23 protein-coding genes and 1 pseudogene are annotated in these 26618 nt (G+C 66.2%); 13 read left to right on the top strand and 11 right to left on the bottom strand.

The window, feature by feature from the left end:
• Positions 1-71 precede the first annotated feature (71 nt).
• Entirely contained in the window at positions 72-980 is a 909-nt protein-coding gene (locus QO058_RS21945) for a LysR family transcriptional regulator (RefSeq protein WP_284168351.1), read from the bottom strand.
• A 257-nt stretch (positions 981-1237) separates the two neighbouring features.
• Here QO058_RS21945 and amaB point away from each other — a divergent pair, with 257 nt between their 5' ends.
• From amaB to QO058_RS21930, 3 genes are all read left to right on the top strand, one after another.
• The gene (amaB, locus tag QO058_RS21940; RefSeq protein ID WP_284168350.1) at positions 1238-2758 is read left to right on the top strand and encodes an L-piperidine-6-carboxylate dehydrogenase; all 1521 of its coding nucleotides are present in this window, start codon (positions 1238-1240) and stop codon (positions 2756-2758) included.
• A gap of 127 nt (positions 2759-2885) precedes the next feature.
• Positions 2886-4103, top strand: a complete 1218-nt coding sequence (locus QO058_RS21935) for an acyl-CoA dehydrogenase (RefSeq protein ID WP_284168349.1) — start codon at positions 2886-2888, stop codon at positions 4101-4103.
• A gap of 123 nt (positions 4104-4226) precedes the next feature.
• On the top strand, positions 4227-5420 hold the full coding sequence (locus QO058_RS21930; protein WP_432212078.1) for a CaiB/BaiF CoA transferase family protein: 1194 nt from the start codon (positions 4227-4229) through the stop codon (positions 5418-5420).
• Positions 5421-5429: 9 nt separating this feature from the next.
• Here the strand turns inward: QO058_RS21930 and QO058_RS21925 are convergent, their stop codons facing one another.
• Both QO058_RS21925 and QO058_RS21920 read right to left on the bottom strand, forming a co-directional pair.
• Positions 5430-5813 (bottom strand): type II toxin-antitoxin system VapC family toxin, encoded by a 384-nt coding sequence (locus tag QO058_RS21925; protein WP_284168347.1) that lies wholly within the window; start codon positions 5811-5813, stop codon positions 5430-5432.
• The gene (locus QO058_RS21920) at positions 5783-6052 is read right to left on the bottom strand and encodes a type II toxin-antitoxin system Phd/YefM family antitoxin (RefSeq protein WP_284168346.1); all 270 of its coding nucleotides are present in this window, start codon (positions 6050-6052) and stop codon (positions 5783-5785) included. Before QO058_RS21920 ends, QO058_RS21925 begins: the two co-directional genes overlap by 31 nt.
• 53 nt (positions 6053-6105) lie before the next feature.
• Between QO058_RS21920 and QO058_RS21915 the strand changes: the two genes are divergently transcribed.
• Positions 6106-7785, top strand: coding sequence for a thiamine pyrophosphate-binding protein (locus tag QO058_RS21915; RefSeq protein WP_284168345.1), 1680 nt, complete (start codon positions 6106-6108; stop codon positions 7783-7785).
• Here the strand turns inward: QO058_RS21915 and QO058_RS21910 are convergent.
• Positions 7770-8327 carry a cytochrome b gene (locus QO058_RS21910; protein WP_284168344.1) on the bottom strand — a complete coding sequence of 186 codons (558 nt, stop codon included), beginning with the start codon at positions 8325-8327 and terminating at the stop codon, positions 7770-7772. The genes QO058_RS21915 and QO058_RS21910 overlap by 16 nt on opposite strands.
• Before the next feature lie 17 nt (positions 8328-8344).
• Entirely contained in the window at positions 8345-8911 is a 567-nt protein-coding gene (locus QO058_RS21905) for a YceI family protein (RefSeq protein ID WP_284168343.1), read from the bottom strand.
• A 253-nt stretch (positions 8912-9164) separates the two neighbouring features.
• Between QO058_RS21905 and QO058_RS21900 the strand changes: the two genes are divergently transcribed.
• Positions 9165-9680 (top strand): hypothetical protein, encoded by a 516-nt coding sequence (locus tag QO058_RS21900; protein WP_284168342.1) that lies wholly within the window; start codon positions 9165-9167, stop codon positions 9678-9680.
• Positions 9681-9726: 46 nt separating this feature from the next.
• Here the strand turns inward: QO058_RS21900 and tal are convergent, their stop codons facing one another.
• The 4 genes and pseudogenes from tal to QO058_RS21875 form a co-directional block, all read right to left on the bottom strand.
• A complete protein-coding gene (tal, locus tag QO058_RS21895; RefSeq protein WP_284168341.1) occupies positions 9727-10710 on the bottom strand; it encodes a transaldolase in 984 nt (327 codons plus the stop codon).
• A gap of 256 nt (positions 10711-10966) precedes the next feature.
• Positions 10967-11803: a carbohydrate ABC transporter permease gene (locus QO058_RS21890; protein ID WP_284168340.1), complete on the bottom strand. Its 837-nt coding sequence runs from the start codon at positions 11801-11803 to the stop codon at positions 10967-10969.
• Positions 11803-12691 (bottom strand): annotated as a pseudogene (locus tag QO058_RS31185) (carbohydrate ABC transporter permease). Before QO058_RS31185 ends, QO058_RS21890 begins: the two are co-directional and overlap by 1 nt.
• 107 nt (positions 12692-12798) lie before the next feature.
• Positions 12799-14181 carry an ABC transporter substrate-binding protein gene (locus QO058_RS21875; RefSeq protein WP_284168338.1) on the bottom strand — a complete coding sequence of 461 codons (1383 nt, stop codon included), beginning with the start codon at positions 14179-14181 and terminating at the stop codon, positions 12799-12801.
• A 301-nt stretch (positions 14182-14482) separates the two neighbouring features.
• Here QO058_RS21875 and QO058_RS21870 point away from each other — a divergent pair, with 301 nt between their 5' ends.
• The 3 genes from QO058_RS21870 (at position 14483) to QO058_RS21860 (ending at position 18734) form a co-directional block, all read left to right on the top strand.
• Positions 14483-15469 carry an ABC transporter substrate-binding protein gene (locus QO058_RS21870; protein WP_284168337.1) on the top strand — a complete coding sequence of 329 codons (987 nt, stop codon included), beginning with the start codon at positions 14483-14485 and terminating at the stop codon, positions 15467-15469.
• Positions 15470-15500: 31 nt separating this feature from the next.
• The gene (locus QO058_RS21865; protein ID WP_284168336.1) at positions 15501-17246 is read left to right on the top strand and encodes an ABC transporter permease; all 1746 of its coding nucleotides are present in this window, start codon (positions 15501-15503) and stop codon (positions 17244-17246) included.
• Positions 17247-17429: 183 nt separating this feature from the next.
• The gene (locus tag QO058_RS21860) at positions 17430-18734 is read left to right on the top strand and encodes a diguanylate cyclase (RefSeq protein ID WP_284168335.1); all 1305 of its coding nucleotides are present in this window, start codon (positions 17430-17432) and stop codon (positions 18732-18734) included.
• Positions 18735-18744: 10 nt separating this feature from the next.
• Here the strand turns inward: QO058_RS21860 and QO058_RS21855 are convergent, their stop codons facing one another.
• The gene (locus QO058_RS21855; RefSeq protein WP_284168334.1) at positions 18745-19683 is read right to left on the bottom strand and encodes a LysR family transcriptional regulator; all 939 of its coding nucleotides are present in this window, start codon (positions 19681-19683) and stop codon (positions 18745-18747) included.
• A gap of 121 nt (positions 19684-19804) precedes the next feature.
• Between QO058_RS21855 and QO058_RS21850 the strand changes: the two genes are divergently transcribed.
• The 5 genes from QO058_RS21850 (at position 19805) to QO058_RS21830 (ending at position 26170) form a co-directional block, all read left to right on the top strand.
• Positions 19805-21301, top strand: coding sequence for a CoA-acylating methylmalonate-semialdehyde dehydrogenase (locus QO058_RS21850; protein WP_284168333.1), 1497 nt, complete (start codon positions 19805-19807; stop codon positions 21299-21301).
• 25 nt (positions 21302-21326) lie between these two features.
• Positions 21327-22475, top strand: coding sequence for an isobutyryl-CoA dehydrogenase (locus QO058_RS21845; protein ID WP_284168332.1), 1149 nt, complete (start codon positions 21327-21329; stop codon positions 22473-22475).
• Between the two features lie 134 nt (positions 22476-22609).
• The gene (gene mmsB, locus QO058_RS21840; RefSeq protein ID WP_284168331.1) at positions 22610-23497 is read left to right on the top strand and encodes a 3-hydroxyisobutyrate dehydrogenase; all 888 of its coding nucleotides are present in this window, start codon (positions 22610-22612) and stop codon (positions 23495-23497) included.
• A gap of 93 nt (positions 23498-23590) precedes the next feature.
• The gene (nudC, locus tag QO058_RS21835) at positions 23591-24547 is read left to right on the top strand and encodes an NAD(+) diphosphatase (protein ID WP_284168330.1); all 957 of its coding nucleotides are present in this window, start codon (positions 23591-23593) and stop codon (positions 24545-24547) included.
• A 48-nt stretch (positions 24548-24595) separates the two neighbouring features.
• Positions 24596-26170 (top strand): amidase, encoded by a 1575-nt coding sequence (locus QO058_RS21830; protein WP_284168329.1) that lies wholly within the window; start codon positions 24596-24598, stop codon positions 26168-26170.
• 134 nt (positions 26171-26304) lie between these two features.
• Here the strand turns inward: QO058_RS21830 and QO058_RS21825 are convergent, their stop codons facing one another.
• Positions 26305-26610, bottom strand: a complete 306-nt coding sequence (locus tag QO058_RS21825; protein WP_284168328.1) for a hypothetical protein — start codon at positions 26608-26610, stop codon at positions 26305-26307.
• Positions 26611-26618 lie beyond the last annotated feature (8 nt).

Here is a 26618-nt window from a genome sequence, read left to right as displayed (position 1 = left end):
CCTGCGCAAACGATGGTTCGTGATCTCAGCGCATGAATGCCGACTCGACCAGCGCTTGTCGAGAGCCTAGTTCATCCCTCGCATTCGCCGAGCAGCCAGTCGCGGAAAGCGACCACCGCCGGCAAGCTCGCCTTGGCCTCGGGATAGACGAGGTAATAGCCCTCGGGACCGCGCACCGGCCGATCCACCGGAATGATCAGCGCGCCGGAGCGCAATTCCTCCTCGATCAGGAAGCGCGGCACGATGGCGACGCCGAGTCCCGCCACCGCCGCCTGCGCCACCATGGCGAACTGCTCGAAGCGCGGGCCCATCAGCGCCCGCTCCGGCGGCAGGCCCTGCTGCTCCAGCCAGTTGGCCCAGGCGCGCGGGCGGGTCGATTGCTGCAGCAAGGGCTGGCGCAACAGATCGGCTGCCTCTCGGATGCCAGCGCGGGCGATCAGAGCCGGCGCCGCGACCGGCACGACCTCCTCGCCCATCAAACGATGCAGCCGTGCGCCCGGCCAGACCGGATGGCCGAAATGGATGGCGGCATCGGCCTCGTCATGGGCGAAATCGAAAGGCACCAGCTTGGTCGAGAAATTGATGGTGACGCCGGGATGCGCCTCGGTGAAGCGCGGCAGGCGCGGGATCAGCCAGCGCGTGCCGAAGGTCGGCAGGATGGCGAGATGGAGCAGGCCGGCGCCGCCGCGGAAAGCCATGGCGGAGAGCGTGGCGGCGGCCAGTCGCGAGAGCCCGTCGCGGACCTCGGCCGCATAGGCACCGCCGGCCGGCGTCAAGCTGACGCGCTTCTTCACGCGCTCGAACAGCTTCAGGCCGAGATTCTGCTCGAGCAGCGCAATCTGGCGGCTGACCGCCCCTTGCGTCAGGTTGAGCTCCTCGGCGGCGCGGGTGAAGCTGCCATGGCGCGCCGCCGCCTCGAAGGCGGCGAGCGCCGAGAGCGAGGGCACCGAAAGCCGGCCGGGAACGATCTCCAAGTTCATGATCTGCCCTCATCAAGTCGTGAGAACATATCGATTGCGGAGAGCGGCCGGAAGAGGGCATTGTGCAGCCGAATGCCGGGCTGCAGCTCGCAGTCCAATAAGAGCCCTCATCCTGAGGAGCCGCGCAGCGGCGTCTCGAAGGATGCTCCAGATTGCACCGTTCCGGCGGACTGGAGCATCCTTCGAGACGCGCTTCCGTTGGAAGCGCTCCTCAGGATGAGGGCTGTGGTTCGCTGGCGATCAGGATCAAACGCACCATGACGACCTCCCTTCCGAAAGACGCTCTTGCCCTGCTGAAGCGCCTCGGCGTCTCCGAGAGCGCCTATGCCGGCGCCGGCCTGAGCGCCCGCTCGCCAATCACCGGCGAGACTGTCGCGACGCTGCGCGAGACATCGCCAGCGGAAGCCGAGGCCGCGATCGGCCGGGCCCAGTCGGCGTTTCTGGCCTGGCGCAAGGTGCCGGCGCCGCGGCGCGGCGAGTTCGTCCGCCTGCTCGGCGAGGAACTGCGTACGCACAAGGCCGACCTCGGCCTGCTGGTGACGCTGGAAGCCGGCAAGGTGACCTCCGAGGGCCTCGGCGAGGTCCAGGAGATGATCGACATCTGCGATTTCGCCGTCGGCCTGTCGCGCCAGCTTTACGGGCTCACCATCGCCACCGAGCGGCCGAACCACCGCATGATGGAGACCTGGCACCCGCTCGGCGTCTGCGGCGTGATCTCGGCCTTCAACTTCCCGGTCGCGGTCTGGTCGTGGAACGCGGCGCTCGCCTTCGTCTGCGGCGACAGCGTCGTCTGGAAGCCGTCCGAGAAGACCCCGCTGACGGCGCTCGCCGTGCAGGCGATCACCCTGAAGACGATGAAGCGCTTCGGCCCCGAGGCCCCCGCCGGCCTGTCGGAAATCCTGATCGGCGGTCGCGAGATCGGCGATATCCTGGTGCAGGACCATCGCGTTCCCATTCTCTCCGCCACCGGCTCGACCCGGATGGGCAAGGAGGTCGGCCAGAAGCTCGCCGCCCGCTTCGCCCGCGCCATCCTCGAGCTCGGCGGCAACAATGCCGCGATCGTCGCGCCCTCGGCCGATCTCGACCTCGCGCTGCGCGGCATCGCGTTTGCGGCAATGGGCACGGCCGGCCAGCGCTGCACCACGCTGCGCCGCCTGATCGTGCATGAGAGCGTCTACGACACGCTCGTGCCGAAGCTCGCCAAGGTCTACGGCTCGGTCAAGATCGGCGATCCGCGCGAAGCCGGCGTGCTGGTCGGCCCGCTGGTCGACGAAGCCGCCTATCACGGCATGCAGAAGGCGCTGTCCGAGGCCAAGGCTGAAGGCGGCAAGGTGCATGGCGGCGGACGAGTCGATGTCGGCGCAGGCGGCTTCTATGTCCGCCCGGCCCTGGTCGAGATGCCCCGGCAGTGCGGCCCGGTCGAGCGCGAGACCTTCGCGCCGATCCTCTATGTCATGAAGTACAAGACGCTGGCCGAGGCGATCTCGCTGCAGAACGCGGTCGGCGCCGGCCTGTCCTCCTCGATCTTCACCCTCGACATGCGCGAGGCCGAGACCTTCGTCTCCGGCGAAGGTTCGGATTGCGGCATCGCCAACGTCAATATCGGCCCGTCCGGCGCCGAGATTGGCGGCGCCTTCGGTGGCGAGAAGGAAACCGGCGGCGGCCGCGAGGCCGGCTCGGACGCCTGGAAGGCCTATATGCGCCGCGCCACCAATACGCTGAATTACGGCACCACCCTGCCGCTGGCGCAGGGCGTCAGCTTCGACGTGGATGCGTGATCGATAAGCCGTCATTCTCGGGCGAAGCGAAGCGCAGACCCGAGAATCTCGTGACCAGCTAGCTGGTTTCCGAGATGGTCGGGTCAAGCCCGACCATGACGATCAGACCAAACGGGGAGTTGAGATCATGGCCGAAGCCGCGCGCAAGACCGCCCATAGCCACAAGCTGGCCGAGTTCAACTGGCAGGACCCCTTCCTGCTCGACGAGCAGCTCAACGAGGACGAGCGGCTGATCCGCGACACCGCGCGCGACTACGCGCAGGAGAAGCTGATGCCGCGCGTGGCCGACGCCTATCTCGAGGAGAAGACCGAGCGCGGCATCTTCAACGAGATGGGCGAACTCGGCCTGCTCGGCGTCACCGTGCCCGAAGAATATGGCTGCGCCGGCGCGAACTATGTCTCCTATGGCCTCGTCGCCCGCGAGGTCGAGCGCATCGACTCCGGCTATCGCTCGATGATGTCCGTACAGTCCTCGCTGGTGATGTACCCGATCTACGCCTATGGCGACGAGAACCAGCGCAAGAAGTACCTGCCCAAGCTCGCCTCGGGCGAATGGGTCGGCTGCTTCGGCCTGACCGAGCCGGATGCCGGCTCCGATCCCGGCGGCATGAAGACCCGGGCCGAGAAGGTCGCCGACGGCTACAAGCTGACGGGATCGAAGATGTGGATCTCGAACTCGCCGATCGCCGATGTCTTCGTCATCTGGGCGAAGTCGGCCGCGCATGACAACCAGATCCGCGGCTTCATCCTCGAAAAGGGCATGAAGGGCCTGTCCGCGCCGAAGATCGGCGGCAAGCTCAGCTTGCGCGCCTCGATCACCGGCGAAGTGGTGATGGACGGCGTGATCGTGCCGGAAGAGAACCTGCTGCCGAATGTCTCCGGCCTGAAGGGCCCGTTCGGCTGCCTCAACCGCGCCCGTTACGGCATCTCCTGGGGCGCGATGGGCGCCGCCGAGGATTGCTTCCACCGCGCCCGCCAATACGGGCTCGACCGCAAGCAGTTCAACAAGCCCCTCGCCCAGACGCAGCTCTACCAGAAGAAGCTCGCCGACATGGTGACCGAGATCACGCTCGGCCTGCAGGGCTCGCTGCGCGTCGGCCGCCTGCTCGACGAAGGCAAGATGGCGCCGGAGATGATCTCCCTGGTCAAGCGCAATAATTGCGGCAAGGCGCTCGACATCGCCCGCCAGGCCCGCGACATGCACGGCGGCAACGGCATCTCGATCGAGTACCATGTCATGCGCCACGCCGCGAACCTCGAGACGGTCAACACCTATGAGGGAACGCACGACGTCCACGCGCTGATTTTGGGCAGGGCGGTAACCGGGCTGCAGGCGTTCTTCTGATCCACGCGCTCCACCGTCATCCTGGCCGCAGCGAAGCGAAGCGCCGGGATCCATCGTAGGGCTCCGGAGCTTTACGAGGGATTCCGGGCCGCCCTTCGGGCGCCCAGGATGACGGCATTCAGGATGTTGTCGATGTCGCCTCTCCCTCCCCTCGCCGGCCTGCGCGTCCTCGAACTGGCGCGCATCCTTGCCGGGCCCTGGATCGGCCAGCTCCTCGCCGATCTCGGCGCCGATGTCGTCAAGGTCGAGGCGCCCGAGGGTGACGACACCCGCAAATGGGGGCCGCCCTTCGTCGAGGGCGCGGGCGAGGAGCATCTCTCGGCCGCGTATTTCCATTCGGCCAATCGCGGCAAGCGCTCGATCACGGCCGATTTCCGTACAGCGGAGGGCCAGGCGCTGGTGCATCGCCTCGCCGCTCATGCCGATGTGGTGATCGAGAACTTCAAGGTCGGCGGCCTCGTCAAATACGGGCTCGACGCGGCCTCGATGCGCAAGGCCTATCCGCGGCTGGTCTACTGCTCGGTCACCGGCTTCGGCCAGGACGGCCCCTATGCGCCGCGCGCCGGCTACGACTTCCTGGTGCAGGGCATGGGCGGGCCGATGTCGGTCACCGGCGAGCCCGGTGGTGCGCCGATGAAGGCGGGTTATGCCGTCGCCGACATCTATACCGGCCTCTACGCCACGACCGGCATCCTCGCCGCGTTGCGCCAGCGCGATCAGACCGGCCAAGGCGCGATGCTCGACATGGCGCTGCTCGACGCACAGGTCGCCGTGCTCGGCAACCAGGCGATGAACTATCTCACCTCCGGCAAGGCGCCACAGCGGCTCGGGAATGCCCATCCCAACATCGTGCCTTACGACGTCTTCCCGGTGGCGGACGGGCACATCATCATCGCCACCGGCAATGACGGGCAGTGGCGCAAGCTCTGCGAGGCCGTCGGCGATGCCGGCTTTGCGGCTGAGCCCGATTACATCGACAACCGCTCGCGCGTCGCCAACCGTGTCGCCCTGACGGCGCGGCTCAACGCCCTGACCAGCCGCTTTGCCAAGCTCGATTTGCTGGCGAAGCTGGAGGCGGTCGGCGTGCCGGCCGGCCCGATCAACACGATCGAAGAGGTCTTCGCCGACCCGCAGGTCAAGGCGCGGGGCGTGCGCGTCGACCTCAAGAGCCCGGCGGCCAGGGCCGGCACCATCCCGACCATCGCCTCGCCGATCGTGCTCGACGGTATCAGACAGGTCGCGAGCCGGCCGAGCCCACGCCTCGGCGAGCACGAAGACGAGATCCTGAGCGACCCGGCCTGGGGCGGAGGCGGCTGAATGGCCGGCTTACCAGAGGCGGCGGGCGCCGAGCGCGTCGAAGGCGGTGTCGGGAGTGACGATCGTCAAATCCTCGACGACGGCTTGCCCGGCGAGCATGCGATCGAAGGGATCGCGGTGCTCGCCAGGGATCATACCTCCGACGAGCGCATGCTCGTGGCTGAGCGGCAACAGATCGAAGCCCTCTGCCGTACAATGAGCAGCGAAGCCTTCGACGAGCGGGCGAACCTGCGGCAGCTTGCCGATGCGCAGCTTGGTGGCCAGTTCCATCGCGGTCACCGAGCTGACGACGATGCGCGGCGCGGACCGGATCGCGAGGCCAGACGCAAGGCTCAAGCGCCTGTTGTCCAGCACCCACCAAATCAGCGTCGCGGAGTCGAGGAGAAGTCCCAATCGTCCCTCCCTTCCCAGAGACGCAATTCGTCCTCGGGAAGCGGATCGAAGATTTCCTCCCCGATATCGAACATGCCCTTCATCCGCCCCGGCTTGCGCTCCGGCCGCGCCGTCTCGATCGGCACCAGTCGCGCCACCGGCTTGTCGCGGCGCGAGATCACGACCTCGCCGCCCTTCTCGACTTGCTCGATCAGGCGCGAGAGATTTGTCTTGGCTTCATGGATGGTGACGCGCGTCATCGCCGTCTCCTCATTCAATTTAACCAACTTAGCTAACTAGGGCGGATGTTTCAATGACCGGACCTCGCACCGGCGGGCAGATCCTCGTCGACCAACTCCTCATCCACGGCGCGACCGACGCCTTCTGCGTACCGGGCGAAAGCTATCTCGCCGTGCTCGACGCGCTGCACGACGCCGACATGAAGGTCACCATCTGCCGGGCCGAGGGCGGCGCGGCGATGATGGCGGAGGCCGCCGGCAAGCTGACCGGCAAGCCCGGCATCTGCTTCGTGACCCGCGGCCCCGGCGCGACCAATGCCTCACCGGGCATCCATATCGCCGACCAGGATTCGACGCCGATGATCCTGTTCGTCGGCCAGATCGAGCGCGGCATGCGCGAGCGCGAGGCCTTCCAGGAACTCGACTACCGCGCCGTCTTCGGCACGATGACCAAATGGGCGACCGAGATCGACGATGCCGCCCGCATCCCCGAGATCATCAGCCGCGCCTTCCATGTCGCGACCGCCGGCCGCCCCGGCCCGGTGGTGATCGCGCTGCCGGAGGACGTGCTGACCGACCTCGCCGATGTGCCGGACGCACTGCCCTATCAGGTCACCGAGACGCACCCCTCGCTGCTGCAGACCATCGACCTGCAGAAGCGGCTCTGGGCGGCGAAGGCGCCGATCGCAATCCTCGGCGGCTCGCGCTGGGACCCGCAGGCGATCGCGCGCTTCCAGCGCTTCGCCGAGCGCTTCGACCTTCCCGTTGCGGTCTCGTTCCGCCGGCAGATGGTATTTCCCGCCGATCATCCGAACTTTGCTGGCGATCTCGGCATCGGCCCCAACCCCAAGCTCCTGAAGCGCATCCAGGACAGCGATCTCGTTCTCCTGGTCGGCGGGCGCCTTTCGGAGATGCCGAGCCAGTCCTACACCCTGTTCGGCATTCCCAATCCCGGCCGGCCGCTGGTGCATGTCCATCCCGATCCGGAAGAGCTCGGCCGCGTCTACCGGCCGGAGCTGGCGATCAACGCCTCGCCGACCGCCTTCTGCGCCGCGCTCGAGACGGTGCATCCGCCGCAGGTGATCCCCTGGGCCGGTGCGGCGGCCGAAGCACATGAATCCTATCTCGGCTGGAGCGAGCAGCCGGCGCCGGTGCCAGGCAAGTTCCATCCCGGCGAGATGGTGACCTGGCTGCGCCGCAACCTTCCCGCCGATTCGATCATGTGCAATGGCGCAGGAAACTACGCCACGTGGGTGCATCGCTTCCACCGCTTCACCAAATTCGCGACGCAGCTCGCGCCGACCTCAGGCTCGATGGGCTATGGCGTGCCGGCGGCGATCGGCGCCAAGCGGCTCTATCCGGACAGAACCGTGATCGCCTTTGCCGGCGATGGCTGCTTCCTGATGAACGGCCAGGATTTCGCGACGGCGGTGCAGTACGAACTGCCGGTGATCGTCATCGTCGTCGACAACGGCATGTACGGCACCATCCGCATGCACCAGGAGAAGCACTATCCCGGCCGCGTCTCGGCGACGACGCTGAAGAACCCCGACTTCGCCGCCTATGCCAAGGCCTTCGGCGGCCATGGCGAGCGGGTCGAGACGACCGAGGAGTTTGCGCCGGCCTTCGAGCGGGCGCTGAGCAGCGGCAAGCCGGCGATCATCCACTGCCTGCTCGATCCCGAGGCGATCACCCCGGCAAAGTCGCTTTCGACCATCCGGGCCGAGGCTCTGGCCTCTCAGGGCAAGGCCTGAGGGCCACGACCGAGCCACATCCGGCGCATCAGCCCGTCCCTCATCACGAACTGGTGCAGCAAGGCTGCACCAGCATGGACGGCCGCTAGCACGGCCAGCGTAGCGAACAACACTTCGTGGAAGGCCAGCATCGCCTCGTAGACCGCCTTGCTCGGGCCGATCGGGTGCGGCACGGCAATCCAACCGAACAGCAATGTCGGGAGCTGGATCGGCGCGGCCGAGACCATGAGCAGCCCGGACAGCGGTAGCGCCAGCAGGCAGAGATAGAGTCCGGCCTGGACGGCTCCCGCAGCGAGCCTCTGCCAGCCGGGCATGGCGACGGCCTGCGGCGATGGCAGCACGAGCCGCAGCGCAAGGCGCAGCAGAGTGAGTGCCGCGATGCTCAACCCCAGGGACTTGTGCCATTGGTAGAGCGTGAAACGGCCGATGAGATCGCGCGTCTCGTCGAGCATCAGCCTCGCCAGCCAGAACTGCCCGGTGATCAGCACCAGCGCCAGCCAGTGCAGCGCGATGATCAGGGGATGCCAGCGTCTGGAGCACATCGTGAAAGTCATCGCGTTCAGCGCAGAATCTCGCCCCGGATCGCGAGATCGACCTGGTCGTCCACGACATTGACGTCGCGGCCGATGCCGAAGGCAGTCCGTGAGAATCCCGTTGTCGCGCGGAAGGGCAGTGGTTCGCCGGGCCGGATCGCCGCCGGATCGCGCTCGGCCATCGCGCTGACGCTGACCGGCTGCGTGGTGCCCCGGATCGTCAGCCGGCCGCGGATGACCAGGCTGCGCTCGTCGACGCGGGCGATGTGCTCTGACACGAAGGTCGCCGTGGGATGGTGACCGACATCGAGCATGCTCTCGCCCTTGACGAAGCCATCGACCAGGGCGGCACCGGTGTGGAGCGAGGCCGTTTCGATCGTCACCCTGATCCGGCTGCGCTCGGGATGGTCGAAATCGAGGGCAATGACGCCGTCGACATGGTCGAAGACGCCTGAGCTCGTCGGCACGCCGAAGCGCTTCGCGACGAAGGAGACCTCGCTGGAACCCTGGCGAAGCGAGCCTGTCGGTTCTGCGGAAGCCGCCGTCGCGAAAACGGCGGAGAGGAGCAGCGCGAGGAGGGAACGGGTCGCCATGACAATCCCGGCCTGCTTGGACGAGAGCCCATGTCTAGGCCCATGCCACAGCGGCCGCCAGAGCACACGCGCAATCGTGTACGTCCGGCCGCAAGCACCGGAACGAGACCCGGGCAATGGGCGTGCAACGAGTCGATCGAACTTTCACGCCCGATCGTCGTTTAGACGATGCGGACACCTTGCTTGCTCGATTGCTGCGCTGAACCCCCCAAGCGCCGGCAGAGCGGCAAGCAGGCGAACAGGAGGTTCGGCAATGACGCGACGGATGATCCTGGCGATCGGCATGGCTGGCAGCATCGGCCTCGCCATGGCCCCGCAAGCGCAGGCTGCGGGCTTCTTCGACGATCTGGCGCGGGCTGTGTTCGGCAATCCGACGCCGCCGGCCGCGATCGGCGGTCCGGAGGCGCCGGCGGTCAGGCCAAAGGCCAACCGACCGCGGCAGACCAGCACCAAGCCAGCCGAGCCGGCAGTCAAGCTCGATCCTGCCAGCGATGCCTATTGGTATCTGCGCGATCCGACGCTGCGGAAGGGCGACATCGTCGTCACCCGCAACGGCATCGTCGTCTTCGACGGGCAGAAATCTTCCGAGCACGCGAGCAGCGCGTTCACCGCCCTCGAAGACACCAAGCGGTTGCCGAAGGTGCAGCAGCAGACACTCGAAGCCGCCGCCGCGCGTGGGCGGGCCTATTTCACGCCGTCCACCACCGCACCCGTAGTCCCGGCGCTGGAGACGAAGGCGGAGATCAGCGCCGCGGCGCAGGCTCAGTAGGTCGCCCGGCCGCCAGAGAGATCGGAGACCACGCTGGTCGACAAGCTCAGGCCGCCTTGGCCTCGTCGAGCTTGGCGGCGACGAGCTTGCGCAGGCTGCGCAAATCCTTGACGAAGCCGCGAATGCCCTCGGCGAGCTTCTCGGTCGCCATCGCGTCCTCGTTCATGGCGAAGCGGAAGGCCTTTTCGTCGAGCGTGATCTTCTTTGCGCCCTCGGGCGACGCGATCTGCGGCGTGGAGGCCGGAGACAATTTGCGGGGCAAATCGCCAGTGGCCGCCGCCAGCTCGTCGAGCAGGCCGGGGCCGATCGTCAGCCGGTCGCAGCCGGCCAGCGCCTCGATCTCGCCGGTGTTGCGGAAGGAGGCTCCCATCACCACGGTCTTGATCCCGAACGCCTTGTAATAGGCGTAGATGCTCTTCACCGAGACGACGCCGGGATCGGTTTCCGCCGTGTAGGGGCCGCCACCGGCCTTGACGTGCCAGTCGAGGATGCGGCCGACGAAGGGCGAGATCAGGAAGGCGCCGGCATCGGCCGCCGCAATGGCCTGCGGCATGGCGAAGAGCAGCGTCAGATTGCAGTCGATGCCTTCGCCCTGCAACACGCGGGCGGCCTGCAGACCCTCCCAGGTCGAGGCGAGCTTGATCAGGATGCGCTCACGTCCAACGCCGCGTTCCTTATACGCGGCGATGATGGCACGCGCCTTGTCGATGCTGGCCTGGGTGTCGAACGACAGGTCGGCATCGACCTCGGTCGAGACGCGGCCGGGGACGATCTTGGTCAGCTCCGTGCCGAAGGTGACGGCGAGCCGGTCGCAGACCGCTTCGACCGCGCCGGAGCCGCCCTGGCGCTTGCCCCAGGCGATCGCCTCCTCGACGAGACTGGCATAGGCCGGCGTTTCCACCGCCTTGAGCAGCAGCGTCGGGTTGGTGGTGCAATCGACGGGCTTCAGCCGGCGCACGGCCTCGATGTCGCCGGTGTCGGCGACGACGGTGGTCATGGCGCGGAGCTGGTCGAGCTTGGAGGCGGTCATCACGTCATCCGTAAGGGTTGTTGCGGCATTCGCCACCAATATGCGGCCTGCCGCCGGTCATTGCGAGCTTTTGTGAACCGAACCGCCTCCGTCATTCCGGGGCTTCGCGCAGCGAAGAGCCCGGAACCCATGACCACCGAGCCTTGTCGAAAGAGCGCACTGCTTGCCGCGCCCTTCCTGCCCGACCCGCGGATATGGTTCCAGGCTCGGCCCTTCGGCCGCCCCGGAATGACGGCGTGAGGTACGAGCAATCGCGTCAGCTCTTCACCGCCCCCGAGGTCAGGCCGGCGACCATGTTCTTGCGGAAGCCGTAATAGATCACCGCCGGCGGGATGGCGTAGATCAGGCCGGCCGTCATCAAGAGGTTCCAGGGCGCGTCGTCGGCCGAGAGGAAGAGGCCGAGGCCGACCGCGAGCGGCACCGCCTTCTCGTTGGAGAGGAGCAGGAAGGCGTAGAGGTACTCGTTCCAGGCGAGCAGCAGCGCGTAGATGCCGATCACCACCATGGAAGGCTTCATCAGCGGCAGGTAGACCAGCCGGAAGAGCTGCAGCGAGTTGGCGCCGTCCATGATCGCGGCTTCGTCGAGCTCCTTGGGCAGCTTGTCGGAGGCCTGCTTCAGCACCCAGATCGCATAGGGGGAAGCCAGCGCAACCATGGCGAGGATCAGCGCGATGCGGGTGTTGAGCAGCCCAAAAGTGCCCATCGCCTTGTACATGGGGATGGCGAGGAAGGCGGCCGGAATCAGATAGGTCGCCAGCGCGAAGTTCATGATCGAGCGGCCGCCCGGCGCTTTCAGCCGCGAGATGGCGAAGGCGGCGCAGGTCGCGATGAACAGGGTGAGCAGCCCGGTCGTGATCGCGATCAGGAAGCTGTTGAACAGCTGCAGCCAGAAATTGGTCAGGTAATAGTGCTGCTGGTTGAAGACGATCTGGAAGTTCTGCAGCGTCGGCTTCTCCGGCCAGAGCTTGCCGGCGAGCATCGATTCCTGCGTCGAGATCGACAGCACGAAGAGGTGGTAGATCGGCAGCAGCGTCCAGATCAGGACCGGGATGGCGATCAGGATCAGCTTACCTTCGTCGAGAACCTTTTTCATCATTCGGCTCCCTTCGACAGACGCTTCACCATGAACCAGACCATGGGCAGGATCAGCGGCATCGCGCAGATGATCGAGGCGATGCCAAGGTCGAGATTGTTGTTGCGCATATAGCGGATGCCGAGCGTCGCCAGCACGTGGTTGAGGTCGCCCGGACCGCCACCCGTCAGCAGGTAGACACTGTTGAAGTCGCCCAGCGTCCAGATCATCGAAAGCAGGGTCGAGGTGACATAGAGCGTCGCCAGCGACGGCCAGGTGATGAAGCGGAACTGCTGCCATTTGTTGGCGCCGTCGACGCTGGCGGCCTCATAGAGGTCCTGCGCGATGGCGAGGCGGCCGGTAACGAGGATCAGCGTCCAGAACGGCAGCGACTTCCAGATATGGACGAGGATCGAAGAGGCGAAAGCGAGTGTCGGATCGGTCAGCCAGCCCGGTCCCTCGACGATTCCGGAACCAGTGGAAGAGCTGCTGGTTGATCATGCCGTTCTCGGGGTTGAGCATGACCCGGAACGACAGGATGGTCGGGATCGACGGCACTGCCCAGGGCAGGATGAACAGCACCAGGATGAAGCGCACCCAGGCACGCTGCTGGACGAAGAAGCCCGAGAGGAACAAGGCCATCAGGAACTTCAGGTTCACCGCGATGAAGAGGAAGACGACAGTGTTGACCACAGTGCGGACGAAGATCGGATCGGCGAAGAGCGCCTTGTAGGACTGCCAGTTGAGGCCGAGCCAGAGGCCGTATGCGACGGGGTAAACCACCATCACGGCAAAGACGAGGAGATAGGGGGCGAGCATGAGCACGCCCCAGAACACGCGGTCGCGCGCCTGCCCGGAGGTTGCATCGCCTCGAGCGATTACTGGGGGAGCCATCGCTGCCGTGGTCATTTTGTTGTTCTCCCTCGATACGCGCCCCGTCGCCGAAGACGGGTCGGCATCCCGCAGCGAGGTCGCGCTGCGGGATGCCGTGTTTGTCGGCTCGCCTTATGCCGGTGTCAGCCGGCGATCTGCTTGATGCGGGCGATCATCTCGTCGACAGCCTGCTCCGGCGTGACCTTGTCGACCAGGACGCGGTTGACCGCCTTGGCCCAGACGTTCTCGGCATTCACAGCCGTGAACTTGTAGTTGTAGACGAACTGGAACGGTACCGTGCCGTCTGTGTACTGCTTGTAGACGATGGCGCGGTGCGGATCCTTGCCGTCGTTCCAGAACGGGCTCTTGGCCGCCTCGATCGTGGTCGGGAACCAGCGGCCGACCGAGCCTTCGACGAAGGGACGCAGGTTCTCGTCCTTCATCATGAAGGCCATGAACTCCTTGCCGCGCTTCTTGTTCTTGCCGTCGGCGAAGACGACCGCGGTCTTGACGGCCGCGAGGTTCGGCATGGTGCTGCCATCGGGCTTCTTCGGGAACTCGGCCGTGCGGATGTTGTCGTAATAGTTCTTCTTGGCCTGGTCGCGCTGTTCCTGGGTGAGCGCCGCGTTGTTCATGTCGTCGAGATGCTTGGCCGCGATCGAGATCGTGGCGTTGTGGGTCAGGATCGTCGTGCGGTTATGGAAGGCGACATTGTTGTCCGGGTCGAGCCAGTTGACCGAGGAGGGCGGCGTGCAGCCACGCGAAGAGATGCTGGCATAATCCTTCACCGTCGCGACCATCGCCGCCTTGTTCTTCGGCTCGTCGAGCACGATCTTGCCGTTCTCGTCGACGATCTGCGTATTGTGCGCGTTGGCGAAGGTCAGGAAGCTGTAGAAGGTGTCGGAGGCGGCGACGCCGAGCGGATGGCCGACGGCGTAGATGCGCTTGCCCTTGGCGCGGGCGGCGCTTTGGACCTTGTCGCACCAGAAATCCCAATACCCGTTCCAGGTCTTCGGGATGTCGCTTTCCTTGAAGCCGGCCTCTTCCAGCATGTCCTTCCAGTAGGTGATGTGCATCATCTGCTGCTGGACGGGGAAGGCGTAGTAGGCCTTCTTCTTGGTCTTGTCGTTCATCAGGAAGGTTGTCGCCAGCGCCTGCGGCTGGATTTGCGCCTTGATCGGCTCCAGCACGTCGGTGACGTCCTCGAGCTTGCCCTCGAAGGCCCACTGACCGGTAGTGCGGAAGTCATAGGTGGTGCAGAAGCCGACATCAGGCGGCGTGCCCGCCTGGACGGCGCCGACCGACTTGGTGACGCAGTCTTCGGTCGCATAGAGGGAGAGGTCGACCTTGACGCCCGTCGCCTTCTGGAACTTGTCTACGACGGCAAGCAGCGCATCGTCTTCGCCCTTGTAGAAGCCCTTGGTGAACCAAACCGTCACCGTCTCCTGGGCGAGTGCCGCTCCGGACCAGCCGGCGGTGATGGCGGCCAAGGCTGCGCCGGCAGCCAGAGAGCGCACAAATTTCATGGTAACCTCCCATTTAAAACGTTTAGATCGAGCTTTTTTGCCCGTCTCCTCCTAAACACTAGTCGAAGAGCCCTGCAATAAACAAGCGGCTGGGTTGCACGATTTTCATGCGAAGCTCGACAAGAGGCTTCCCCATCCTCCCCCGCCAGAGCCTTGCGAATCGGCTTTGACGGCGCGCGGCAGCCGCGTCAAAGAAGAGTTGTCACGGATGTGTCATCGAGACGGCTTACCCCCGCCTCACGATCCATATCCAGACCTTCGCGGCCTCATCGGCGTCGCGGCAAATTGACCGGAGTTTCCCATGCGCGCGCTCGCAACCACCGCCGTTCTCGCGCTCGGCCTGGCCCTGCCGGCGATCGACACCGCCGGCGCGGTCGAAGGCAAGCTCGTGCTCTACACCAGCCAGCCCAACACCGACGCCCAGCAGACGATCGATGCCTTCAAGGCGAAGTATCCCAAGGTCGAGGTCAGCTTCGTCCGCGACGGCACGCCGCGCGTGATGGCCAAGCTCCGGGCCGAGATCGAGGCCGGCGCGCCGCAGGCCGACGTGCTGCTCATCGCCGACGCCGTGACCATGGAAGGCCTGAAAAAGGAAGACCGCCTGCTCGCCCACGATAAGGCCGACGTCTCCGCCTTCCCAACCGGCGTGCACGACCCGGCCAAGATGTGGTTCGCGACCAAGCTGATCACCACCGGCATCGTCTACAACACCAAGGCGGCGCTGAAGCCGGAGAGCTGGCTCGACCTCGCCAGGCCCGAGGCCAAGAATCAGCTCGCCATGCCGAGCCCGCTGAACTCCGGCGCCGCGATGATCCATACGATCACGCTGACCGGCAACCTGCCGGGCGGCTGGAGCTTCTATGAGGAACTCAAGAAGAACGGCACGCTCGCGGCCGGCGCCAATGGCGATATCCTGCGCCAGGTCGCGACCGGCGAGAAGCTCTACGGCATGATCGTCGACTTTATGCCGATCCGCGAGAAGGCTAAGGGCGCGCCGGTCGAGTTCGTGTTCCCGAAGGAAGGCGTCTCGGCGGTGAGCGAGCCGGTCGCGATCCTGAAGAGCAGCAAGAATCCGGAGGCCGCCAAGGCCCTGGTCGACTTCCTGATCTCGAAGGACGGGCAGGAACTCGCGCTGAAGCAGGGCTATGTCTCGGCCCATCCGAACGTTGCCCTGCCGGCTGGCTATCCGACGCGCGGCGCGATCAAGCTGATGCCGTTCGACGCTGCCAAGGCGCTGGCCGACGAGCCGGCCGCCCGCAAGCGCTTCAGCGCCATCTTCGAAGGCTGATCCCGGGCAGTTCCGGTCTGGCACCAACGCAATGACGCTCGCTGCTCCCGCGGAATTTCGGCAGACCGGCATCCGCCCGGCGCTGCCGAAGCTCGCGCTGCCATCGGGCCTTGGCCTGCCGGCGCTGGTGCTGCTCTGCGCGACGCTGTTGGGCGCCCTGCCCTTCCTGCGGCTGCTCGCCGCCGCTTTCGCGCCCGGCTGGCAGTTCGCGCCCGAGGGCGCGCTGGCGGAGATCACCAGCCGCGCCGCTGTCAATGCGACCCTGCACACCTTCGAGACGGCCGGGCTGTCGGCCTTCGGCGCCCTCGCGATCGGCGGCACCGCGGCGATCCTGCTCGCAGTCACCGATGTCCGCGGCAAGCGGCCCCTCGCCTTCGCACTGGTCTTCTCGATGATGATCGCGCCGCAGGTGGCGGCGCTCGCCTTCCTCAGCCTGTTCGCACCCAGTTCGGCCTTGCTGGGCGCCATCGGACTTTCGCCGGCGCCGGGCACGCCCAACCCGCTGCTCGGGCGCGGCGGCATCATCCTGGTCATGGCGCTGCATCATGCACCGCTGGTGGCGATCACGCTCTGGACCGGCCTGCGCAGCGTGCCACATGCGCTGGTCGAGGCGGCGCAGATGGAAGGCGCAGCGCCTGCGACCATCGTCGGCCGCATCCTGCTGCCGGTGCTACGGCCGCAGATCATCGCCGCGGCCTTGCTCGCCTTCGTCGCCGGCATCGGCAATTTCGGCATCCCGGCCCTGCTCGGCCTACCGGTGAACTATCTCACCTTGCCGACGCTGATCTATCGCCGGCTCTCAAGCTTCGGCCCAGCGGGCCTGCCCGATGCAGCGGCGCTCTCGCTCCTGGTCGCGCTCGTTGCCGGCCTCGGCATCACCGCCAGCCTGCTCGCGACGCGGCGTGCCGGCGGCAAGGTCGAGATCGAGCGACCGCTGCAGCCGTTCTGGCACCTCGGCGGCGCCCGCCCTGTCGTTGCGGCCGGGCTCTGGCTCCTGATCGCGCTCAAGCTCGGCCTGCCGCTGCTGGCGCTGATCGGCGAGGCGCTGACGCCGGCGCTCGGCGTCGCATTGACCTGGCAGAATCTGACCTTCGACAAGTTCGCCGAGGTCTTGCTGCGGCAGGACGTGACGGTGCGCGCCTTCCGTAACTCCCTTCTCTTCGCCGGCTCGGCCGCAGTCATACTGGCGCTGCTTTCGATCGCCTTCGCCTATGGGCTGGAGCGGCGGATGGGCAAGCTGCGGCGCGTGGTCGAGGTGGTGATCGAGCTACCCTATGCCCTGCCCGGCGTCGTCCTCGCCATCGCCTGCATCCTGATGTTCCTGAAGCCATTGCCGCTCATCGGGGTCAGCATCTACGCGACGCCATTCATCATCCTGTTCGCCTATATCGCCCGCTTCCTGCCACTGGCGCTGAAGGCGCCGGTGGCAGCGATGGCGCAGATCGAGGCGCATCACGAGGAGGCCGCCAAGCTCGACGGCGTGACGCTCTGGCAGATGCTCCGCTTCATCGTCGCGCCGATCCTGGCGCCGGCAGCCGCCGTCAGCGGGCTGATGGTCTTCCTCGTCGCCTTCAACGAACTCACGGTCTCGGCCCTGCTCTGGTCTTCGGGCACCGAGACGCTCGGCGTCGTGCTGTTCAGCCTGAAGGAAGCGGGCCTCGCCGGCGAAGCTGCGGCGGTGGCGATCAGCGCCTGCGCGGTGATCCTCGCCGTGATGCTCGGGCTCGACGCGCTGGGCCGCAAGCTGCCGGCTAACATCCTGCCCTGGCGGATCTGAGCGGCCCCCTCCCGCCGTGCCGATAAGCCCTCCTTATCGGCCGTGGACGGCAGGGGCTTAGTTAAACCCAAATTAACGTTGCGGCAGGATGGTCTGCCGCATGGAGTTCGCCTTTCCATCGCAAAGCAGAGCTCGAAACCTGCCGCATACCCTGCCGGCACCGACCTGGGACTCGTGAGCTCAATGGCCTATCGCGCCACCGGACGCCGTCAGAGCGAACCCATCGCCGAAGAGCTCAAGGTCCTTCTCGTCGAGGATTCGCGGACCTATGCGCTGGCGCTGTCGCGCCGCCTCGAGGCCGAGCTTCAGCTGCCCATCGTCGTCTGCCAGTCGCTTAACGAGCTGCACGAAGTCGTCACCGAGGACCGCGCGGCCTTCACCTTGGCCGTGGTCGATCTCAATCTGCCCGACGCCCCGCGCGGCGAAGCCATCGACTTCACCGTCCAGCGCCGCATCCCCACGATCGTTCACACCGCCAGCTTCGACCTCGAGACGCGCAACCGGATCATGGAGCGCGACGTCCTCGACTATGTCCCGAAGGACAGCGCCTTCACGCTCGAGACCGTGGTCGCGACCGCCAAGCGTGCGCTCTGCAACCGGCAGACCCGCATTCTCGTCGTCGACGACACCGCGGCGACCCGTAAACTTCTCACCCATATGCTGAAGGTGCAGCAATACCAGGTGATCGAGGCGGAGTCCGGGGACGAAGCGCTGTCGCTGATCCAGGACAATCCCGACATCCGGCTGGTCGTGAGCGACTACTACATGCCGGAGATGGACGGCTACGAGCTGACCCGCCGCATCCGCCGCCAATTCGCCTCGGACCGGCTGCGACTAATCGGCGTCTCGTCCTCCAGCGACCGCATGGTATCCGTTGGCTTCCTCAAGGCGGGCGCCAATGACTTCATCTCGATGCCCTTTATTCCCGAAGAGCTGCAATGCCGGATCGCGAGCAATGTCGAGACGCTGGAGCAGATCGAGCAGCTGCATAATCTCGCCTCGCGCGATGCCCTGACCGGCCTGTTCAATCGCCGTTATTTCTTCGAGAGCGCCGAGAAGCTGATTGCGGAAGCGCGCGCGAAGAATCTTCCGAGCGCCATCGCCATCCTCGACATCGACGACTTCAAGCATCTGAATGACAGCCACGGCCATGATTTCGGCGACCAGGCGCTGGCCAAGGTGGCGCGCTACCTCGCCCAATCGGTCGAGGGCGGCGGCCATCTGCTCGCCCGGATCGGCGGCGAGGAGTTCGCCATCCTGTTCCCGGGCCTGAACACCAAGGCGGCGCTACGCCTCAGCGATCACATCCGACTCGACCTCTCGCACGAGACGCTGCTGGTCGACGATCAGCAGATCACGCTGACAGTCTCGATCGGCGTCGCCGAGATCAGTGGGCAGGGCAGCCTGGACCAATTCCTCATCGCGGCCGACCGCGCGCTCTATGCGGCCAAGAACGAGGGGCGCAACTGCGTCCGCGTCGCGGCCTAATCGCAGACCTTCAACCCGCTGCGGCCAGGCGCGGGCCTCCTGCAGCCGCCAGCTCACCCATCAGCAGCGCGCGGTTGGCCTTCGACTCGCGCACGATGAAATCGACGACCGCCCGAACCCGGGCGACGTCCTTGAGATCGGCGTGGACGAGCAGCCAGAAGGAGCGCGTGATCGAGACGCTCTCAGGCAGAACGGGGACGAGCCGGGGCTCGTCGACCGCCATGAAGTGGTGGATCACGCCGATACCGGCGCCGGCCGCCACGGCATTCATCTGCGCCAGCACGCTGGAGCTTTGGATTTGCGCGCGCAGCCCCTTGGCGACCTCGTCGAGATAGTCGAGTTCGGGCGTGAAGATCAGGTCGTCGATATAGCCGACGATGCGGTGGTTGAAGAGGTCTTCAGGCGCCGTGATCGCGGGCGTGGCGTCGAGATAGCCTTGCGAGGCGTAGAGGCCGAGCCGGTAGTCGCAGAGCTTGCGGGCGACGACCTTGCCCTCCTTGGGCGGAGCGAGCGTGATCGCGACATCGGCCTCGCGCTTCGACAGCGAAAGCAGGCGCGGCATGGCAATGAGCTGGAGTTCCAGGCCCGGATAAGCCTTGCCTAAACCGGCGAAGCGCGGTGCCAGGAAGGTCGAGCCGAAACCGTCGGGCGCGCCGATCCGGACTGTGCCGGAGAGCGCCATGTCCGCGCCGCCGATCTCGCTCTGGATCGCCAGCGCCTCGGTTTCCATGCTCTCGGCCTTGGCCAGCAGCTGCTCGCCATGGCCGGTCAGCGCGTAACCTTGCGGCCTCCGCTCGAACAGCTTGGCCTTGAGCGATTCCTCCAGCGAGGTGATGCGGCGCGAGACGGTGGCATGATCCGCGCCGAGACGGCGCGCGGCGGCGGTAAGCCTGCCGGAGCGGGCGACGGCGAGGAAGAAACGCAGGTCGTCCCAGTCGAACCGTTCCATGGCGCTGCTCCCGTATCTGTGTTTTTGCACGACGTTAGCCGATATCTGCCTATAGCCGTGCGTAAACGATAATGATAGGGGTAGCTCAAATCAGCGTCACACGACTTTAGGGGAGGATGCCATGCGTCAGATCGGTCACTTCATCGGCGGCAAGCACGTCGCTGGCACCTCGGGCCGCACGGCCGATGTCTACCAGCCGATGGACGGCTCGGTGATCGGCAAGGTCGCCCTCGCCTCACAGCAGGAATTGCGCGCAGCGGTCGAGAACGCGCTCGAAGCCCAGCCGAAATGGGCGGCGGTCAATCCGCAGCGCCGCGCCCGCGTGCTGATGAAGTTCCTCGACCTGATCGCGCAGAACAATGACGAGCTCGCCGAGCTGCTCGCCCGCGAGCACGGCAAGACCATTCCCGATGCCAAGGGCGACATCCAGCGCGGCGTCGAGGTCGTCGAGTTCTCGCTCGGCGTGCCGAACCTGATGAAGGGCGAGTTCACCGACGGCGCTGGCCCCGGCATCGACATCTATTCGCTGCGCCAGCCGCTCGGCGTCGTCGCCGGCATCACCCCGTTCAACTTCCCGGCGATGATCCCGCTCTGGAAGCTCGGCCCCGCCATCGCCTGCGGCAACGCCTTCATCCTGAAGCCGTCCGAGCGCGATCCCGGCGTACCGATGCGTCTCGCCGAGCTGTTCATCGAAGCGGGCGGGCCTCCCGGCATCCTCAATGTCGTCAACGGCGACAAGGAGGCGGTCGACGCCATCCTCGACGACCATGACATCAAGGCGATCGGCTTCGTCGGCTCGACACCGATCGCCGAATACATCTATGCCCGCGGCTGCGCGAACGGAAAGCGCGTGCAGTGCTTCGGCGGCGCCAAGAACCACATGATCATCATGCCCGACGCCGACATGGACCAGGCGGTCGATGCGCTGATCGGCGCCGGTTACGGCTCGGCCGGCGAGCGCTGCATGGCGATCTCGGTCGCCGTCCCGGTCGGCAAGGCGACCGCCGACGAGTTGGTCAAGCGGCTGATCCCGCGGGTCGAGAGCCTGAAGATCGGCCCCTCGACCGACACCTCAGCCGATTACGGCCCGGTCGTCACCAAGGCGGCGATGGAGAAGATCAAGTCCTATGTCGACATCGGCATCGGCGAAGGCGCCAAGCTCGTCGTCGACGGCCGCGACTTCAAGATGCAGGGCTATGAGAACGGCTTCTATGTCGGTGGCTGCCTGTTCGACAACGTCACCAAGGACATGCGCATCTACAAGGAGGAGATCTTCGGGCCCGTCCTCTCTGTGCTGCGGACCGAGAGCTATGACGAAGCGCTGAAGCTGACCAACGACCACGAATACGGCAACGGCACCGCGATCTACACCCGCGACGGCGATGCGGCCCGCGACTTTGCCTCGAAGGTCCAGGTCGGCATGGTCGGCATCAACGTGCCGATCCCGGTTCCGCTCGCTTACTACACCTTCGGCGGCTGGAAGCGCTCGGTCTTCGGCGATCTCAACCAGCACGGCCCGGACTCGATCCGCTTCTACACCAAGACCAAGACGGTGACGGCGCGCTGGCCGTCCGGCATCAAGGACGGCGCGAGCTTCGTCATCCCGACGATGGGCTGAGGCCGGCGGCGAAGGAGACCAGGGCATGTTCTCCCTCACCGAAGACCAGATCGCCATCCGCGACATGGCCCAGGGTTTCGCAACCGAAACCCTGGCGCCGCATGCCGTGCGCTGGGACGAGGAAAAGCATTTCCCGGTCGAGGAGATGCGCCAGGCGGCCGCGCTCGGCATGGGCGGCATCTACATCCGTGACGATGTCGGCGGCTCCGGCCTGACGCGCCTCGATGCGGCAGTGATCTTCGAGGCGCTGTCGACGGCCTGCCCGACGGTCGCCGCCTATATCTCGATCCACAACATGTGCGCCTGGATGATCGACCGCTACGGCGCGGACGAGCAGCGCCGGAGGTTCCTGCCGAAGCTCTGCAGCATGGAGCATCTGGCGAGCTATTGCCTGACCGAGCCTGGCGCCGGCTCCGATGCCGCCGCGCTGAAGACCAAGGCCGTGCTCGACGGCAACCATTACGTGCTCGACGGCCAGAAGCAGTTCATCTCCGGCGCGGGTGTCGCCGACATCTATGTCGTGATGGTGCGCACCGGCGAGGCCGGCCCGTCCGGCATCTCGACCATCATCGTCGAGAAAGGCACGCCCGGCCTCTCCTTCGGCGCCAACGAGAAGAAGATGGGTTGGAACGCCCAGCCGACGCGGGCAGTGATCTTCGAGAACTGCCGCGTTCCGGTCGCCAACCGGATCGGCCCTGAGGGCATCGGCTTCAAGATCGCCATGGCCGGGCTCGATGGCGGCCGGCTCAATATCGGTGCCTGCTCGATCGGCGGGGCGCAGGGCGCGCTCGACAAGGCGCTCGGCTATGCCCAGGAGCGCAAGGCCTTTGGCGCCCGCATCGCCGATTTCCAGGCGCTGCAGTTCAAGCTCGCCGACATGGCGACCGAGCTCGAGGCGGCCCGCACCTTCCTCTGGCGCGCCGCCGCGGCGCTCGACGAGAAGACGCCGGATGCGACCAAGCTCTGCGCCATGGCCAAAAGGGTCGCGACCGACACCGGCTTCGAGGTCGCCAACCAGGCACTGCAGATCCATGGCGGTTATGGCTATCTCGCCGACTACGGCATCGAGAAGATCGTCCGCGACCTCAGGGTCCACCAGATCCTCGAGGGCACCAACGAGGTGATGCGGATGATCGTGGCGCGCTCGCTGGTCGGGCGGGCGAAGGGAAACTAACAAACACAGGTCATCCCGGGCGGACGCAGTCCGATCCGGGATCCATTCCGGAACGGCTCAGGCATGGATCCCGGCTCTCCGCTTCGCTGCGGCCGGGATGACCACCCGAGAATACAGGCAGGGAGAAAACGACCATGAGCACCATCGCCTTCATCGGGCTCGGCAATATGGGCGGGCCGATGGCCGGCAACCTGGTCAAGGCCGGGCACAAGGTCTCCGCCTTCGACCTCTCGCAGCCTTCCAAGGATGCCGCCGCCGCGCTCGGCGTCGGCATCGCCGCCTCGGCGAAGGAGGCCGTCACCGAGGCCGACATCGTCGTCACCATGCTGCCGGCCGGCAAGCATGTGCTGGGGGTCTGGGCCGACATCCTTCCCGCGGTGAAGCCCGGCACGCTGCTGATCGATTCCTCGACCATCGATGTCGAAAGCGCCCGCAAGGCGCATGCGCTTGCCGCCGATCGCGGTTGCCTCTCGCTCGATGCCCCGGTCTCCGGCGGTGTCGGCGGCGCCCAGGGCGCGACGCTGACCTTCATGGTCGGCGGTAGTGCCGATGCCTTCAAGCGCGGCGAACCGATCCTGTCGGCGATGGGCAAGAAGGTTGTGCATTGCGGCGACGCCGGCAACGGCCAGGCGGCCAAGATCTGCAACAACATGATCCTCGGCATCTCGATGATCGGCGTCTCGGAAGCCTTCGTGCTGGCCGAGAAGCTCGGCCTGTCGCATCAGGCCCTGTTCGACGTCGCCTCGACCTCTTCGGGCCAGTGCTGGTCGCTGACGACCTATTGCCCGGTGCCGGGCCCGGTGCCGACCTCGCCGGCCAACAACGACTACAAGCCCGGCTTCGCCTCGGCGCTGATGCTGAAGGATCTGAAGCTCGCCCAGGAGGCGGCTCAGGCGGCCGGCGCCTCGACCCCGCTCGGAGCCGCCGCAGCGCAGGTCTACGGCCTGCACAATGCCTGGGGCGAAGGCGGCACGGACTTCTCCGGCATCATCCATCTGCTGCGCGGGCGCGGAAACACCTGAGCGGCGGCGAAGCAGCCGGCGAACGTTCGCATACGTATAATTCTGCTTTCGACCCCGTTCCGGTCGGAACGAAAGCGGAGTAGGACGGGAGGCATGAACGACGCCTCCCGCCGCAAAGAACGCTCAGCCCAGACCGGCTTCGCCACCAGCCCGCTCGACCGACGTGCCGACCTGCGCGACCGGCCGGACGAGGTCGCCGAATTGCGGGCGCGCAGCAATGCGCGCTTCACCGTCGTCGCCGGCGAGACACCGATCCTGCTGCGCAGCGGCGCCGAGACCCAGACCGTCTGGTTCGACGAGAGCGGCGCCGACGGGCTCGGCCCGGCGCTGGACGAGGTCTTCCTCGGGCTCGATCCGGACGGAGCGCCGCGTTTTGGCCGGCTGATCGACCGCGAGCTGCTCGAAGGCCTGCGCGAGCAGGCGGTGCTCGTCACCACCGATCTGCGTAGCGTCGCGCTGAAGCGGCTGGTGCCGAAGGAGGAGCTCGGCCCGCTCGGCGAGGCGAAGGCCCTGCTCGACTGGCACGCCCGCCACCGCTGCTGCGCCCAGTGCGGCGCGCCGACGAAGCTCGGCTCGGCCGGCTGGAAGCGGCAATGCGAGGCCTGCGGCGCGCAGCATTTCCCGCGCACCGACCCGGTCGTGATCATGCTGGCGGTGCGCGGTGACAACTGCCTGCTAGCGCGCCAGTCGCGCTTCGCGCCCGGCATGTATTCCTGCATCGCCGGCTTCGTCGAGCCGGGCGAAACCTTCGAGGACGCGGTCCGCCGCGAGACCTGGGAGGAGGCCGGCTTGCGTACCGGCACGGTGCGCTATGTCGCCTCGCAGCCCTGGCCCTTCCCGGGATCGCTGATGATCGGCTGCATCGCCGAGGCGCTGAACGACGACATCGTGCTCGACGGTACCGAGCTCGAGGCCGGCCGCTGGTTCAGCCGCGCCGAGGCGCTGCAGATGCTGGAGGGCAAACATCCCGACGAGCTGTTCTGCCCGCCGCATATGGCGATCGCCAACACGATCCTGAAAGCGTGGGCGGTGGATGGCGAGGAGCCCTGACGCACCCCGCGTCACCCTGACGAACGAACAGTCTTTGCGGAGCCCTGGATGACGGACCCGGTCAACGCCTTCGTGCCCGGGCCGCGCGCCCGTATCGCCGGCCATCCGGGCGGACCGCTCTCGGGGCTGCGCTTCGCGGTCAAGGACCTGTTCGATGTCGCCGGCCTGCCGACCGGCGGCGGCAATCATGACTGGGCCAAGGCGAACCCGATCCCGACGCGCCATGCCTGGACCGTGCAGACCCTGCTGGATGCCGGAGCGGATTGCGTCGGCAAGACCATCACCGACGAGGTTTCGCTCGGTATCCTCGGCGAAAACGCCTTCGACGGCACGCCGATCAACAGCGCCGCGCCCGAGCGCGTGCCCGGCGGCTCCTCCTCGGGTTCGGCGGCAGCCGTCGCTGCCGGCCTCTGCGACATCGCGCTCGGCACCGACACTGGCGGCTCCATGCGCGTGCCAGCGAGCTTCTGCGGGATCTACGGCATCCGGCCGACGCATGGACGGCTCGACCTGACCGGGCTGCTGCCGCAGGCGCCGAGTTCGGACACAGCGGGCTGGTTCGCGCGCGATGCCGCGACCTTCGCGAAGGTCGGCAGCGTGCTGCTCGGCGAAGCATCCGGGCCGCTTCCGACCAAGCTCCTGATCGCGGTCGACGCCTTCGGCTTCGCCGATCCCGAAGTCGCGGACGCCCTGCAGCCGATGGTTCGGAAGCTGGAGCGGATCGCCGGCGCGGCGCGCGAGGAGATCATGGCGCCGCAAGGGCTTTCGGTCTGGGCCCGCGCGCAGCGCAGCCTGCAGCCGGTCGAAGCCTGGCAAACCTTCAGGCCCTGGATCGAGCAGCACAATCCGCGCATGGCCTTCAGCGTCGCCGCCGGGCTGATCGCCGGCTCGCAGGTTCCGGCTGGTGAGCGCAACTGGGCGGCGTTGATGCGCGAGGAGGCACGGGCGCGGCTGCGCTACCTGCTGCCAGCGGGCACGATCCTCTGCCTGCCGACGACGCCCTTCCCGGCGCCGCTGCGCGGCCTGCCGACACCTGAGCTGCAACCCTTGCGCGACCGGATCACCTGCCTCTGCGCCCAGGGCGGCCTCACCCGGATCGCCCCAGCTCAACCTGCCCGGCGCCACGGTGAACGGCGCGCCGGTCGGCCTCTCGATCATCGGTGGGCGGGGCACCGACGCCAGCCTGATCGCCGTCGCCCAAGCCATGGAGGCCCTCTCGTGAGCGACCTGACCCCGAACCTGCCCGATGTCGTCGCCGAGATCAGCGCCCTGTTCGAGCGCTACGAGCAGGCGCTGATCGACAAAGAGGTCGACATCCTCGACGCCTCCTTCTGGAACAGCCCTCACACCATCCGCTACGCGCTGGGCGAGAACGGCTACGGCTTCGACGAGATCCACGCCCACCGCGTCGCGCGTCCGCCGGGGCCGGGCATCAAGGAAAAGCGGATCCGCCTGGAAATCCTGACGCTCGGCCGCGACTTCGCCACGGTGAACCTCGAATTCAAGGTGCGCGGGCGCGAGATCATCGGGCGCCAGAGCCAGACCTGGGTCCGCTTCCCCGACCTCGGCTGGAAGGTGGTCTCGGCCCATGTCTCGACGATGGAGGGCCCGCGCCCCTGGTGAGGGCGCATCGCTGGACATGGCGGGCGCTAACACAATGCTGAAGGTGAGAGCGGTGGACAGAGAGATGCCAATAGCGAACCCTTCAATCTCGCCCAAGCGTCCCTCTACAACCGGCAATTCAGAAAAGCTGAAATCTACTCAAGCTCGATTATTTCTGACTCAACATCGCGAATGTTTAGTTTTATTTTTATCCTTTCGTAGAAAAAAATAACAATATCATCTTCGTTTTCAAACGAGGTTTTGCTATCTGTCAAAATTAAAAATTCATCGTTTCCGTATTCAATGAGTGAAAAATCGCAAAATAAACCATAAGCTCTATAGTATATACCTCCCTTATTCGAAGATTCTCTCTCCTCGTATTTTGCTCGGAAAATATCTCCATAAACCTGATCCGCCAGCTCCTTAAGCGACAGCTTGGACCGGATTAGCAGAGCGCGCATTGGCGAGA

This window comes from Bosea vestrisii (assembly GCF_030144325.1).
GTDB classification, from domain to species: Bacteria; Pseudomonadota; Alphaproteobacteria; order Rhizobiales; family Beijerinckiaceae; genus Allobosea; species Allobosea vestrisii_A.
Note: the sequence above shows the minus strand (reverse complement) of the source record. Positions and strands in the feature narration are given on the sequence as shown.

Bases quoted from the DNA above. Each gene is read 5' to 3' on its own strand.
- QO058_RS21945 (WP_284168351.1), bottom strand. From the start codon at position 980: ATGAACTTGGAGATCGTTCCCGGCCGGCTTTCGGTGCCCTCGCTCTCG.
- amaB (WP_284168350.1), top strand. From the start codon at position 1,238: ATGACGACCTCCCTTCCGAAAGACGCTCTTGCCCTGCTGAAGCGCCTC.
- QO058_RS21935 (WP_284168349.1), top strand. From the start codon at position 2,886: ATGGCCGAAGCCGCGCGCAAGACCGCCCATAGCCACAAGCTGGCCGAG.
- QO058_RS21930 (WP_432212078.1), top strand. From the start codon at position 4,227: ATGTTGTCGATGTCGCCTCTCCCTCCCCTCGCCGGCCTGCGCGTCCTC.
- QO058_RS21920 (WP_284168346.1), bottom strand. From the start codon at position 6,052: ATGACGCGCGTCACCATCCATGAAGCCAAGACAAATCTCTCGCGCCTG.
- QO058_RS21915 (WP_284168345.1), top strand. From the start codon at position 6,106: ATGACCGGACCTCGCACCGGCGGGCAGATCCTCGTCGACCAACTCCTC.
- QO058_RS21910 (WP_284168344.1), bottom strand. From the start codon at position 8,327: ATGTGCTCCAGACGCTGGCATCCCCTGATCATCGCGCTGCACTGGCTG.
- QO058_RS21905 (WP_284168343.1), bottom strand. From the start codon at position 8,911: ATGGCGACCCGTTCCCTCCTCGCGCTGCTCCTCTCCGCCGTTTTCGCG.
- QO058_RS21900 (WP_284168342.1), top strand. From the start codon at position 9,165: ATGACGCGACGGATGATCCTGGCGATCGGCATGGCTGGCAGCATCGGC.
- tal (WP_284168341.1), bottom strand. From the start codon at position 10,710: ATGACCGCCTCCAAGCTCGACCAGCTCCGCGCCATGACCACCGTCGTC.
- QO058_RS21890 (WP_284168340.1), bottom strand. From the start codon at position 11,803: ATGAAAAAGGTTCTCGACGAAGGTAAGCTGATCCTGATCGCCATCCCG.
- QO058_RS21875 (WP_284168338.1), bottom strand. From the start codon at position 14,181: ATGAAATTTGTGCGCTCTCTGGCTGCCGGCGCAGCCTTGGCCGCCATC.
- QO058_RS21870 (WP_284168337.1), top strand. From the start codon at position 14,483: ATGCGCGCGCTCGCAACCACCGCCGTTCTCGCGCTCGGCCTGGCCCTG.
- QO058_RS21865 (WP_284168336.1), top strand. From the start codon at position 15,501: ATGACGCTCGCTGCTCCCGCGGAATTTCGGCAGACCGGCATCCGCCCG.
- QO058_RS21860 (WP_284168335.1), top strand. From the start codon at position 17,430: ATGGCCTATCGCGCCACCGGACGCCGTCAGAGCGAACCCATCGCCGAA.
- QO058_RS21855 (WP_284168334.1), bottom strand. From the start codon at position 19,683: ATGGAACGGTTCGACTGGGACGACCTGCGTTTCTTCCTCGCCGTCGCC.
- QO058_RS21850 (WP_284168333.1), top strand. From the start codon at position 19,805: ATGCGTCAGATCGGTCACTTCATCGGCGGCAAGCACGTCGCTGGCACC.
- QO058_RS21845 (WP_284168332.1), top strand. From the start codon at position 21,327: ATGTTCTCCCTCACCGAAGACCAGATCGCCATCCGCGACATGGCCCAG.
- mmsB (WP_284168331.1), top strand. From the start codon at position 22,610: ATGAGCACCATCGCCTTCATCGGGCTCGGCAATATGGGCGGGCCGATG.
- nudC (WP_284168330.1), top strand. From the start codon at position 23,591: ATGAACGACGCCTCCCGCCGCAAAGAACGCTCAGCCCAGACCGGCTTC.
- QO058_RS21830 (WP_284168329.1), top strand. From the start codon at position 24,596: ATGACGGACCCGGTCAACGCCTTCGTGCCCGGGCCGCGCGCCCGTATC.
- QO058_RS21825 (WP_284168328.1), bottom strand. From the start codon at position 26,610: ATGCGCGCTCTGCTAATCCGGTCCAAGCTGTCGCTTAAGGAGCTGGCG.